Genomic DNA, 12842 nt, shown 5'->3' with positions numbered 1-12842 from the left:
CTCACCTCCCAGCAAGGCAAAGCCCGAATCCCGCCATGCCACTCCACGATACCGTCCACACCGTCACCCAGCGCATCCGCGAACGCAGCGCCGCCACGCGCGCCGCCTACCTCGAACAGCTCGCCTTCCATGCGCGCCGCGACCGCGGCGCCGACCGCCTGGGCTGCGCCAACGTGGCGCATGCCTTCGCGGGCATGCCCGGCAACGACAAGTTCCGCGTCGTGGCCGAAAAAGCCCGCAACATCGGCATCGTCACGGCCTACAACGACATGCTCTCGGCCCATGCGCCGCTGCAGCACTACCCCGATCTCATCAAGGCCGAGGCCCGCGCCCACGGCGCCACGGCGCAGGTGGCCGGCGGCGTGCCGGCGATGTGCGACGGCGTCACGCAGGGCACGCCGGGCATGGAGCTTTCGCTCTTCAGCCGCGACGTGATCGCCATGGCCACGGCCGTCTCGCTCTCGCACGACGTGTTCGACGCGGCCCTGATGCTGGGCGTGTGCGACAAGATCGTGCCGGGCCTGCTCATCGGCGCGCTGCATTTCGGGCACCTGCCCACGGTGTTCGTGCCCGCGGGGCCGATGACTTCCGGCCTCTCCAACAACGCCAAGGCGAAGGTGCGCGAGCAGGCCGCCCAGGGCCTCGTCGGCCGCGACGAGCTGCTGGCGGCCGAATCGGCGGCCTACCACGGCGAGGGCACCTGCACCTTCTACGGCACCGCCAACAGCAACCAGATGCTGCTGGAGGCCATGGGCCTGCACGTGCCCGGCACGGCCTTCGTCAACCCGGGGCAGGCGCTGCGCACCGAGCTCACGCGCGAGGCCGCCCGCACGGTGCTGGGCGCGCCGGGGGCGCCATGCCCGCCCATCGGCCGCATCGTGGACGAGCGCTGCATCGTCAACGCCATGGCGGCGCTGCTGGCCACGGGAGGATCGACCAACCACCTCATCCACTGGGTGGCCGTGGCCCGCGCCGCCGGCATCGAGATCGACTGGGACGACTTCGCGGAGCTGTCCGCCGTGGTGCCCCTGATCGCACGGGTCTATCCCAACGGCAGCGCCGACGTGAACCAGTTCCAGGCCGCCGGCGGCCCCGGCTACGTGATCCGCGAGCTGCTCGATGCGGGCCTGATGCACGAGGACGTGGCCACAGTGCGCCCCGGCGGCCTGCGCGAATACACGCGCCTGCCTGCGGGGGACGCAGACGGCCGCCTGCACTGGAGCGGCATCGGCGCCAGCCTGGACGATGGCGTGCTGCGCCCCGCGCACGCGCCCTTCAGCCCCACCGGCGGGCTCAAGCTGCTGCGGGGCAACCTGGGCCGCAGCGTCATCAAGGTTTCGGCCGTGCCGGAGGACCGCCACGTGATCGAGGCCCCGGCGCGGGTCTTCGCCTCGCAGGCCGAGCTGCAGAAGGCCTTCCAGGCCGGCGAGCTGGACCGGGCCTGCGAATCGCACCCCTCGCGCGGGCTGGTCTGCGTGGTGCGCTGGCAGGGGCCGCAGGCCAACGGCATGCCCGAGCTGCACAAGCTCACGCCTCCGCTGGCCGTGCTGCAGGGCAAGGGCTACAAAGTGGCCCTGGTCACCGACGGCCGCATGAGCGGCGCGTCCGGCAAGGTGCCTGCCGCCATCCATGCCTCGCCCGAGGCCCTGGCCGGCGGGCCGCTGGCGCGCGTGCGCGACGGCGACATCGTGCGGCTCGACGCCGTGGCGGGCACGCTCGACGCGCTGGTGGAGCCGGCGCAGTGGGCGGCGCGCGAGCCGGCGCGCCAGCCGGAGGATCTGGCCCGTGCCGACGGACACGGCTGGGGCCGCGAACTGTTCGCCGGATTCCGGCGCAATGCGCTCAGCGCAGAAGAAGGAGCCTGCTCATGGCTGTGACATTGACCGCGCTCGACGTGATGCGCGATGCCCCCGTGATTCCCGTCATCGTGCTGAACGACGTGGCCCATGCCGTGCCCATGGCGCGCGCGCTGGTGGAAGGGGGCATCCGCATGCTGGAGGTGACCCTGCGCACCTCCCAGGCGCTGGACTGCATCGAAGCCATCGCGCGCGACGTGCCGCAGGCCGTCGTGGGCGCGGGCACCGTGCGCAGCGCCGCCGACGCGCAGGCCGCGGGCCGCGCGGGCGCGCGCTTCGCCGTGAGCCCGGGCTTCACCCCGGCGGTGGGACGCGCCTGCCGCGATGCCGGCCTGCCCCTGCTGCCCGGCGTGGCAACGGGCAGCGAGATCATGGCGGCCCAGGAGGAGGGCTTCTCGGCCCTCAAGTTCTTCCCCGCCCTGCAGGCGGGCGGCCTCGCCATGCTGAAGGCCTGGCAGGGCCCGTTCGGTGACGTGCGCTTCTGCCCGACCGGCGGCATCCAGCCGGGCAATGCCGGGGAATTCCTGGCGCTCTCCAACGTGGAGTGCGTGGGAGGGTCGTGGCTGGTGCCCGGCGACGCGCTGGCCCAGGGGGACTGGGCCCGCATCACCACGCTGGCCCGTGGGGCCCGGGCTTTGAGGCCCTAGGGCCTCGATGTCGCCGTAAAATCTACATAGTTCGCTATTATTTCAATAGCAATCCTCAGCGCAGTCCGGTGCCGGTTCCCTGGTCGTTCGCCCGCTGGATCAGCTCGATCTTGTAGCCGTCCGGGTCGGTCACGAACGCGATGACCGTGGTGCCGCCCTTCACGGGGCCGGCCTCGCGCGTCACGTTGCCGCCGGCGGCCTTGATCTTCTCGCACGCGGCGTAGGCGTCGGGCACGCCCAGCGCGATGTGGCCATAGGCCGTGCCCAGCTCGTAGCTCTCGACGCCCCAGTTGTAGGTCAGCTCGATCTCGGCCTGGCCCGGATTGCCGCCCTCGAAGCCCAGGAAGGCGAGCGAATATTTGTACTCGGGGTTTTCGGACTTGCGCAGCAGTTGCATGCCGAGCACCTGGGTGTAGAAGTCAATCGAGCGCTGGAGGTTGCCGACGCGCAGCATCGTGTGGAGGAATCTCATGGCCCGGATTGTGCCGGCAGATCGAAAACCCGCCACCCCGGCCGCCTTCCGGCCGGGCCATCCGCGCGCCCGGGGGGGGCCGGAGGGCAGGGCGGTGCCCCGCATGCCGGATCAGGCTCAAAAGCCCTCCATGTCGCCGTATTTTCTTGATTGTTTGCTATGTTTTATATAGCAAACGCCAGGTAGGCGGGCGGGCAGGAAGGCGCGGGGCCACCGCCCTCAGCCCTCGACCGGCACGGTGTAGTTGAGCGTCATCCGCCCGCCGTCCACGGTGACGATCTCGCCGGTCACATAGCTGGCGGCATCGCTGGCCAGCCATGCCACCACGTCGGCGATCTCGGAAGGCTCGCCCAGGCGCTTCATGGGGGTGCGGCTCAGGATCTTGCGGCGTGCGTCGTCGCTCGTCAGCACGGCCTTGGACGCCAGTTCCGTCGCGATCGTGCCCGGCGCCACCGCGTTCACGCGCACGCCACGCTCGGCCAGGGCCAGCGCCATCACCCGCGTGAGCTGGTTGATGCCGCCCTTGCTCACGTTGTAGCTGGCGATGTTCGGGATCGCCAGCACGCCGTTCACGGAGCTCATGTTGACGATGGCGCCGGCGCCCGCGGCCGCCATCACCCGCGCCACCGCTTGGCCCATCAGGAAAGCGCCCTTGAGGTTGACGCGCAGCACGGCATCGAAGTCCGCCTCGGTCACCTCCAGGAAATCCGCGGCGCGAAAGATGCCCGCATTGTTCACGAGCACGTCGATGCGGCCATGCCGGGCCACCACCTGCCGGACCAGGTCATCGACCTGGGATTTCTCGCCCACATCGCAGCGCAGGTACCGGGCCGCGCCGCCCAGTTCGTCCGCCAGGGCCGCGCCGCGCGCGTCATCCACATCCGCCACGACCACGCGGGCCCCCTCGCGCGCGAAACGCCGGGCGCAGGCCTCGCCGATGCCCTGGGCACCGCCGGTGACGATGCAGACGCGATCGGCGTGGCCGAGATGGATGGAGGGGGTCTGTCCGGGGAGCATGGGGCATCCTTTGAAAGAGAGAAAATTTTCAGCCTGCCGCGAGACGGGCCACCTCGCCGGCGGACAGGGCGCCCCGGTAGATGCGGAAGTCGTCCAGCAGTCCATTGAAATAGCGATCCGAGAACGAGAGCGATCGTCCCAGCAGGTTCTTGTCCGTGGTGCCCAGGCGGAACGGGTGGAAGCGCGAGGCCACCGTGCCCACCGGGGCGCCATCGATGTAGAGGGTGAGCACGTCGGCCGCGAACGTGATGGCCACGTGCTTCCACGCATTGGCGGCGAGCGCCGAGCCCGTCTCGATGCGGTCCGCGCCATCGATGGCGTTGAGCGTGATCACGAAGCGGGTGTTGTTGCTGGAGCTGGTGTTGAAGCTGGGCGTGAACGCCATGTACTGGACGCCTGACCCGAAGTAGAACACCGACTGTCGGGAACCGCCCCCGCGCCAATAGACCCAGACCGCGAGCGTGCAATCGCCCACGTCGCTCAGCAGGCCGTCAGGCAGCGCCACATAGCTGGAGCTGCCGTTGAACGATGCCGCGTAGCCGCCCGCACGCCCGGCCCCCCAGGTCGCGTTGACCAGCTGTGCGGTATTGGCGTTGCCGCTGCGGTCGGCGGCCGTGGTTCCCGTTCCTTCGTCGAACGGCAAATGCACCAGCAGCGATGTGGACGTGATGGCGCTCACCTCGTTGGAGGCCGCCGTTTCCCCTGCCGGCGTGGTCGCCGTGACGACGTAGTAATACGTGCCCGAGGGGGCCGCGGTATCGGTGCAGGTCAACCGTTCGCCGCTGCCGACGGTCGCGATGGTCGCATAGCCCGAGCCGCTCGCCAGACTGCGCTGCACGCTGTAGCCGGTGGCGCGGGCGCTGCCCCACCACGAGAGGATGACATTGCCGCCGACCACGTGCGCAGTGAGGCCGCTGGGCGGCACGTCGCCCGTGTAGGCATCGCGCGCGTAGGCGAGGGTGCCGAAGCCCGGCAGATCGTTGTCTGCCGCGGTCTCGGTGCGTGATTCGGCGAAGGCCTTGCAATTCGGCGCGGCCAGCCCCTTGCGGTTCACGTAGTGGTGGTAGAGGATCGACCACTCGTTGCGCACGGACGGCTGCCCGGCCGTGGAGAACACCGTCTGCTCCACCTGCTGGTTCCTGTAGGTGGTGAAGGGCATGTCCGGGTAGCTTGTGGTGCCGGCGGCGTATCGATTGCCCATGGCGACGTACTCGGCGCCCGCCAGCACGCGGTTGTTGTCGTAGCCGTACAGATCGATGCCCTGGTTCCAGGCCATCTCGCAGATGACGCCCATGAGCCCAACGCTCAGCGTGTTGTGGCCCTGGTCCCGGCCGGATTCCTGCGTCTGCCCCAGGTGCCCGGGATGCAGCAGGAAGACCGCCTGCCGGATGCCGCCGTTGCCCGCGCCGGTCCGGAAATACTCCACGGCCTTGTTGAACATGTCGATGTCGTCGCACAGTACCCCGATCGCCATCAGCGCGGCGATGCTGGCCAGTTGCCAGTTCGAGTACACGGTGTGCGGCACCAGCGAGGTGTAGAGGCCCTGGACCGAAACGGGCGCGAAGATGCCCGACATCATCTTCTGGAAGTTCGCCAGCGCGCCGTCCGGCAGGCCCGTGTAGGTGCGCATGGTTTCGCCCACGTTGGCGAACTGGTACGCGTTGAGCGCCAGCAGCGCGACATCGTTGTTGCCGTTGAGCGTGGTCAGCGTGGATGACCAGGTGGCCATGTAGTACGCGGCCTTGTCGGCGTACCGGGTGTCTCCGGTGACCTTCCAGTACAGGGCACAGGCCTGGGCCCGCGAGATGTCCGTGGCCAGGCGGCCGAAATTGCTGCCCGATGAAGAGCGCGTGATGGTGGCGGTGGCGTTGCTGGTCCAGCCCTGCATGCCGGACACGGCCGAGCGCACCTGCGCGAAGCCATCCGCCCACGGCGCCGCATTGGCGGCCACCTTGGCGGCCATGCGGGCGAAGTCGTCCGCCGTGTTCAGCAGCCCGGGATGGACGAACGCCGAAACCACCTGACCAGCTTCGGAGGCGACCCGGGCATCGGAGGAGCCCGCGCCCTCCGCAGGACGGGCCCGGGATTGCGCCGCAGAGGCAGACGCAGGCCCGTCGCCGCCGCCACAGGCCGCGAGGCCCCAGGTGCAGAGGGCGTACAGCAATTGTTGGCGGCGCCGTTCGGAGAAATGATCGGAAGAGGTGGTCATGGATCTGTCCAGTGCAGCGTTACGGCCGCGATCATCGGACAAATCCGAGCGGGCCGTGGCCGAACCCGGCCGAGGTCCGCCGACGGACCCGCCTGGTCCAGACCGGCGACCTCGCTTCCGATGGCACCACCAGGCTGCGGTTGGCCACCCGGGGATATGCGGTCAGTCCCGACAAGACCCCGCAAACTCTGATCGTTTTGAAGGTGCGGAGCGTCAATTGCTCTCGCGTTTGTCCAGCTTCCGGAGGGCCTTTCACCCACGGGCCGGTTCGCACCTGATTATTGGAAAAAGGCCGGGCAGGTGCTGGGCAAGGCGGTGGTAGGAATGGCCTCGCAGGTGTTGCGGAATGTCAGGTCGCCTTGCTTATCGGTGGACAGTTCCCACACGCTGTCGTAATCCTCGAAGCTCCAGGACGGCACTTGCGCTGCGGCGGCCGGGTTGCGGTACATGCCGGTCAGCAGGTATTTCACGGCCTTTTCGATATGGGCGTGCTCCCAGCCCACCAGGATCGTGCCGCCATGCTCCGCACGGCTGAAGTAGGGCGAAGCGCGGTTGAAAAGCGCCTGCGCCAGGTCGATGGCATCGTTCCACTGGAACTCGGCCAGCGTCAGAGGCAGGTGGTGCTCAATGGCGAACGGCGCCACCGTCAGCGAGGGACGGATGTACGAGCACGTGCCATTGCAGCCGATGATGTTGTTGGGGTTGGACGTGAAAACATGGTCCGGCTTGCGCTTCATGATCTCGCTGAGCCGGGCGTTGGCACCCAGTGCGCGCCACTGCCCCTGGCACACGTAGTTGCCGTTTTCAAAGTTGCCGCTGGGGTGCGCTTCCACGTGGCGCACCAGATACACCTTTTGTTCGGTGTAGGGCTGCCAGCCGCCCGGTGCCTTGGCCTGGATGGTGACAGGCGGCTGGGCGCAGGCGGAGCGCGGTGGCAGCGGCACCTTGGGAAAGAGCGGGTCATCGGCAATGCCATCGCTGTAGATGCCCACGGCAAACGGCTGGCCCTGGCCCGACAGCACCACATACTGGTGCGTGCCATTCAGTGCCAGCGCATCGTTGCTGACGCTGCCCACCATGGCCTGGATCATCTCGGGCGGCATGGCCATCACATAGGTGCCGCGCGGCTGGTTGCCCAGCAACTGCTGCATGAAGTACGCCGGTGAGTTGTATACGCTGGCATCGCCCTGGCTGAGGCTTTGCGAGGAAACACCGAAGTTGTTCAACAGCGCATAGGGCTCGATGGTTTGCAACGGCACCATGCTCGGCGAGCCTGCGTAGGTGAAGGCGTACACCTGTCGCACCTGCGCCGCCTTGCCCGCCAGCACGCTGTTGAGCAACTGCCCAAAGCGCAGCGCGTGGTTGAGGCCAGTGGGCGAGACGTTGTTGCCCTTGCCCGCCTGGCTTTCAAAGCTGGGCACCAATACAAAATTCCAGTCGTTCGGATTGAGGGCTGGAGAATCTGCCAGCGCGGCGCGGTTGAAGCACAGCGCGCACAGCAGCAACAAAAAGAAACGCAGCATCATGATGGTTTTCCGGTAAGCGGCACCGGCCGCAGGGTTGCGGCCGGTGCGGAGGGCGGGGCAGGGGATCAGGGGGTGAAATACTGGCGGCGCTGGTGCTGCTCCTGGTGCATGGGGAACATCACCGCGTAGAACTCGGTCCAGCCCCCCATGCGCACGCGCAGCAGGTCGTAGCGTTCCGGGTCCTTGCTCGCCGCCTGGTAGGTGGCCAGGTCGGCGCAGGTCAGCGTGATCAGGTTGGAGCCGGTGCCCCCGTCGGCATACACGCGCAGGAAGCGTTTCAGGTCTTCCAGCGGGAAGTTCTCGGAGATGTTCATGTCCACCGGAGACGCGTTGGAGAGCCCGTAGTCGATGGCATCGTTGCGCCAGCTCTCCAGCGATTGGTAGATGTTGCGGAAGGCCGGTGCCGCCGCCAGATCCTGCGGTGCCGGAACGGGAGACAGGTCGGACGCAATGGGCATGCCGTTGCGGCGGCCATCGGCCGTGGCGCCGCAGGGTGCACCGTCGCCCACATAGCCCTCGAAGGTGCCGATGCCCGGCGTGACGACGAACTCGAACGGGCCATAGGTCTTGGCAATGCCGTCCAGCACCGGCTGCAGTGCAGGATGGGGCTGGCGGATCACATCCACGCACAGGCGGATCAGGTGGTCCATCACCCAATTGCCCAGCTCGTCCACGTCCTTGTGGCCACTGCCCCACTTGGGCAACTGCAGGGCGGTGTCACGCCATTCCTGGTAACGGCGTGCGCGCTCGCCCGCCGCTGCAGGCCCCATCAACCCGTTCTGATACGGCTCGATCAGTGTGTAGCCCCAGTCGTTGATCAGGCAGTCCACCAACTCGGGCAGTGTGGCGATCGCCGTCTCGCGGTCGTACACCAGCTTCTTGATCGCATACAGCGAATCGATGGTGTTGGAGACGCCCACGCACAGCGGCGCAATCATGTGGAAGCGCGCTCCGGCGTTGGTCAGGTCGCGGCCCGACTCGACACAGCCGTCGATCACCGTGGACAGCAAGGGGCTGGGGCAGATTTCGCCCAGATTGCCGTAGGCACCGAGGATGACGTTGTAGGTCTGGATCACCAGCCATTCCAGCTGGCGCAGGAACTGTGCCTGCAGCTTTTCAAAGCTGTCTATCTCGTGCGCGGGCGGAGAGCGGAAAGTCTGCTTCAGGCCGCGCAGGTAGATCGGCCCGGCCTCGCCGTAGGTGGCCCCCTGGTTCAGCGCCTGCTCCAGCGCCGCCATCGGCGTGACGTTGGCAAACGCAAACTCGGTGGCACCCGCCAGCATCGGCTCATAGCAGCCATCGGCGGCGTAATCGCGCGACCAGCGCAGCGACACGTCCTTGCCCGAGCGGCGCAGCGCTTCGCACAGCTTGTCGTCCTGGTACAGGATGGGGTGCGCGCCGCCCGCCAGCAGCGACTGGGCCGCCGCGTCCAGCACCTCCTGGGGCATGTCCTTGTACACCCGCAGCGAAAGGGTGGGCGCATTCACCGGTATGCGGCGGGCCGCCTTCAGGCACAGCATGGTCACCGGGTTGACGCCGCCGACAGGCTCGGCATCGTCATTGGCCACATAGCCGCCCACCGTGATCTGCTGCACCCACTGGTTGATGCCGCCCCCCTGCGGGAAGTTACCGCCCAGCCCGCACACCGCCGTGGTGCCGTAATTGACGTAGTCGGTGATGTTGGCCCGGTTCACGAAGGCGTTCTCGCCCATCTTCAGCCACAGGCAATCGATGATCTCCTGCGCACGGGCTTCGTCCAGCGGGTGCTTCTGGAGCAGCGGCCACAAGATCTGGTCCAGCCGCCCCATGGCCGTCAGCTCACCCAGCAGGTGCAGGCAGCAGTGGAAGGAAAAGATCAACTGCACGCCATCATGGAAATCACGCGGCGGCTGGCTGCTGAGGTGGCGCAGGCGCGCAGCCACGTCACGCATGTTCTGCGCATCTTCCGGTGTCGTGGCCTGGACCACGGTGTGCTCGGCATGCTCCGCCCAGTTGAGCAGGTAGCGCTGCACGCCTTCCAGCGACCAGATCGCCCCCTGATAGAACTCCTGCTGCGCCGCCGTCAGGCCAGGCTGTGCCTGCTTTTGCTGCAGCTGCGCCACCAGGCCGCCCAGGCCCAGATCGACCAGGCGCTGGTAGTGCGGCACCACATGGCCCATGGCCGACCATTCGTTGAGCTCGCCCTTGAGCCAGGCCGCAATGGTCTCTTGCTCGCTCAGGTAGGGCACCACTTCCTTGCCGCGCCCCAGCGTGAAGTCGGGAATGATCCCCACCAGCAATTCTTCGGGGTAGATGCGCAGCAACTGGTTGTCACGCGCCAGCCGCGAGTGCGGGGCCGAGAGCAGATCGGCCAGCGTCTTCTGGTTGGCCAGCCCCTTGCGCAGCAAGGCCGACCCCTGGAGCACCGGCGCTTCGTCCGGTGTCACCAGCGTGGACAAGTGCGGCAGGCGCGGAAAGGGCTGGCGGCGCAGCCAGCCGTCGCTCCAGTGCGAAAAGGTGCGCCCCAACAAGGCCAGCAGGCGAGGGCTGGGCGGGTCACCCGGCGCATAGCCGCCCTCCGCCATCTGGTGCAGATAGTCCTGCGAGTTGTAGAACAGATAGCCATTGGGGCTGCGCACATCCCAGTGCGGGTCTTCCTCCGCATCTGCCACGCTGGCCACGTGCGCCACGTCCAGCTCGGCAGCCGCCGGCACATACCAGTAGGCACCCGCCACCCCCTGCACCACGCTCATCAGGCGATCGATCGGGCGATCGGGCATGTCACCCATCAGGTGGTGCAAGATCTTCTCGAAACGCTCCTGCTCGTTGCAAAAAGCCACGAACATCAGCCCCGCCTCACGCGCCGCGTGACCGGCCTGCTCGCCAAAGGGCAGCGCCTGGCGCAGCAGCTTGCGGTTGTCGCCATTGGCGTCGCGCACATGGGCGCGGTGGATGTGCGCATCCGCCGGCCCCTGCGGCAGGATCGCGCCATCGGTATCGCGGCCGATCATGGCGTCTTCGCTGTCCGGCGACATCGCGGCAATGGTGCGCCAATCAAACAGGAATTTCTGGGTGAAGGCGAACGACGCCCCCGCATACGCGTCGCCCAGCAAAATATCCTCGGCCAGACTGACGGGATCGTTGGGATTGGTGATGCCATCCAGATAGCGGCCGCCGATGACACGGCCATCCTCGCGTTTGCCAGCCTCCACCGCCTCGATGTGGCTGGCCAGTGCTTCCAGCGCGGGCCGGCATTCGCTCACCAGACGGCGCGCCGTTTCTGCATCGGGCGCTTTCAGGTACAGCAGCACATCTCCACCGGTATCGCGCAGCTTGGGCGAGTGGTTGAGCACCTTGCGGCTGACCGGAATCTCACGGCCCTGCCAGTGGCCCCACAGCTCTGGCGCAAACGCAGCCACCAGCCCCGCAGGCTGGGGAGCAGCCTCGCTGGCCCGGGCCAGCTCGCGAACCACATCCAGCACCGCCTGCTGACTGGCAGGGCCACGGTCCCGAAGCGTGAGTGTGAGAATCTGGCCGAATAAAGGCCGCAATAACAGACCACGTTGAGCTCCCTCGACGATATTGGCAAACATGCGATTTCCTTGCGATGAGGATTGAAAAGAAGCAACGCTCGTAACGGATGTTCAAAAGCGGTACTCCGGCAGGCCTGCGGAGCGGGCGGTGCTTAATGGCGCCGGATACCCCACGACCCGAGTCAAAAATTAAACCAAATGTAAAAGATGCGCCACCTCAATGTGGCCTGACGATACGAGCTCGCTATGTGCGGCAGGCGGTGATCCCGGTTTCGTTGTCGCCCGGTAGGTAAGGGTGAGGAGGGTGTCCACCCCGGCGGACTTGCGCAGATGCCGGAGCGAGCCTGCTTTCAACAAGCCCATGCCCAAGGCCTCGAAGCCTGCTGCAGATTCGACCAGGCAAGGCGAACCTGCGCCAACGCCTTCACCTGCAGCTGCACCGAAGGACAAGAAGCCGCCCACGGATTCCAGACCGCTGGGGGCTGCTCATGCGCCACTCCCCGCGAAGCCTGCAGCAGCTGCAAGCGCACGCGAGGATGCGCCAATGCTGCCGCCAGCGAGGCCCCTGGGGATCGATGCCGAGGAGGCGGCCTACCTCATCGACGAATCGGAGTTTCTCGATCCGATGGAGTCTGCCGCAGCGCTCAAGCGGCACCAACCACAGGCCGCCGCAGCGCCGGCACCAGCCGCTCCGCAGGCTGCGATCGGCGGCGCCGACGCCGCGTCCCTCGCTCCCTTGGGACCACCGCGGCATGCCGGCGTGAGTGCGGAGTTTCGCCGGCTGGCGGACGAGCTCGACGAGTTGCCGGAGATCATGCCGCGCACGATGCCTGCAGCGCCGCCCTCGGCGCCAGCCCCTCCCGAGCCGGTGCTTCTGGTTCAGCAGCTGCCGCGGCTTGGGGGAGACCAGGGCAAGCCCTCGCCCGAGCCGAGCGAACTCGCGATCGCGTTCCTCCGGTGGGTCCAGCAGAGCCTGGTGAGCCGCGAGCTCACATACAACGAGCCCGGGGCCGCGGTGCATTTCGTGGAGCAGGGCATGGCATTGGTGTCGCCGCTCATCTTCCGCATGTACGCGCGGGACGTGGGTGGCTAGGAGCAGGCTCAGGAGCTCGGTGCACGGGTGCAACGTGAGGTCATCAAGTGCGGCTGGCACATGCCGGGCCCCAACCGCACGAACATCGTTCGCTTCGCGATCCACAGCCGCGGCGGGGTGGCCGGTCACCTGTCCTGTGTAGTCCTGGTCGAGCCTTCACGGTGGGTGCAGCCAGTACCGCCGAGCAATCCGGTTCTCAAGGTCGTGTAGCAGTTGCTGATGCGCAAGCTAAGGCGGTCTCAAAACCGAAATGCAACACCCGGCATTTGCTGATCGATTAATGGATTGTCGCGTCGCGTTGCTCGACCATACCTTGCACGAGATCGCGCATAGCTTGAATGGGGCTGCGCCAGTCGAGCGTGGCGCGCGGCCGGTTGTTCAGCAGGTCGGCAATGGAGTCCAGTTCGTCTTGGCTGTAGACCGACAGGTCCGTGCCCTTGGGCAGAAATTGGCGCAGCAGTCCGTTGGTGTTCTCGCAGCTGCCGCGCTGCCAGGGGCTGTGCGGATCGC

9 protein-coding genes are annotated in these 12842 nt (G+C 67.2%); 3 read left to right on the top strand and 6 right to left on the bottom strand.

Annotation, left to right across the window (positions count from 1 at the left end):
* The first annotated feature begins 35 nt into the window (after positions 1–35).
* Together edd and eda are read left to right on the top strand one after the other, a co-directional pair.
* Entirely contained in the window at positions 36–1877 is a 1842-nt protein-coding gene (gene edd / locus AX018_RS18125) for a phosphogluconate dehydratase (protein ID WP_111880132.1), read from the top strand.
* Positions 1868–2503 carry a bifunctional 4-hydroxy-2-oxoglutarate aldolase/2-dehydro-3-deoxy-phosphogluconate aldolase gene (gene eda, locus AX018_RS18120; RefSeq protein ID WP_111880129.1) on the top strand — a complete coding sequence of 212 codons (636 nt, stop codon included), beginning with the start codon at positions 1868–1870 and terminating at the stop codon, positions 2501–2503. The genes edd and eda overlap by 10 nt, the downstream gene beginning before the upstream one ends.
* 55 nt (positions 2504–2558) lie before the next feature.
* On the opposite strand, the gene gloA is transcribed toward eda, so the two are convergent.
* The 5 genes from gloA to AX018_RS18095 all read right to left on the bottom strand — a co-directional run bounded on the left by gloA (position 2559) and on the right by AX018_RS18095 (position 11188).
* Positions 2559–2975, bottom strand: coding sequence for a lactoylglutathione lyase (gene gloA, locus AX018_RS18115; protein WP_111880127.1), 417 nt, complete (start codon positions 2973–2975; stop codon positions 2559–2561).
* 219 nt (positions 2976–3194) lie between these two features.
* Complete coding sequence (locus AX018_RS18110) at positions 3195–3992, bottom strand: SDR family NAD(P)-dependent oxidoreductase (RefSeq protein WP_111880124.1); 798 nt, start codon at positions 3990–3992, stop codon at positions 3195–3197.
* Between the two features lie 28 nt (positions 3993–4020).
* Complete coding sequence (locus tag AX018_RS18105; protein WP_111880122.1) at positions 4021–6201, bottom strand: LamG-like jellyroll fold domain-containing protein; 2181 nt, start codon at positions 6199–6201, stop codon at positions 4021–4023.
* Positions 6202–6479: 278 nt separating this feature from the next.
* A complete protein-coding gene (locus AX018_RS18100) occupies positions 6480–7727 on the bottom strand; it encodes a hypothetical protein (RefSeq protein ID WP_111880119.1) in 1248 nt (415 codons plus the stop codon).
* Between the two features lie 65 nt (positions 7728–7792).
* A complete protein-coding gene (locus AX018_RS18095; protein WP_245951666.1) occupies positions 7793–11188 on the bottom strand; it encodes a Dyp-type peroxidase in 3396 nt (1131 codons plus the stop codon).
* 595 nt (positions 11189–11783) lie between these two features.
* On the opposite strand from AX018_RS18095, the gene AX018_RS26090 reads away from it, so the two are divergent.
* Entirely contained in the window at positions 11784–12332 is a 549-nt protein-coding gene (locus AX018_RS26090; RefSeq protein ID WP_415842101.1) for a conjugal transfer nickase/helicase domain-containing protein, read from the top strand.
* A 277-nt stretch (positions 12333–12609) separates the two neighbouring features.
* Here AX018_RS26090 and AX018_RS18085 read toward each other — a convergent pair.
* Positions 12610–12842, bottom strand: a 233-nt coding sequence (locus AX018_RS18085) for an IS30 family transposase (protein ID WP_146749360.1), incomplete at its 5' end; no start/stop codon positions are given.

The sequence above is a fragment of the Paracidovorax anthurii genome (assembly GCF_003269065.1).
In the GTDB taxonomy this organism is placed as follows: domain Bacteria; phylum Pseudomonadota; class Gammaproteobacteria; order Burkholderiales; family Burkholderiaceae_C; genus Paracidovorax; species Paracidovorax anthurii.
The sequence above is the reverse complement of the archived record's forward strand: the minus strand, read 5'-3'. Positions and strand labels throughout refer to the sequence as shown.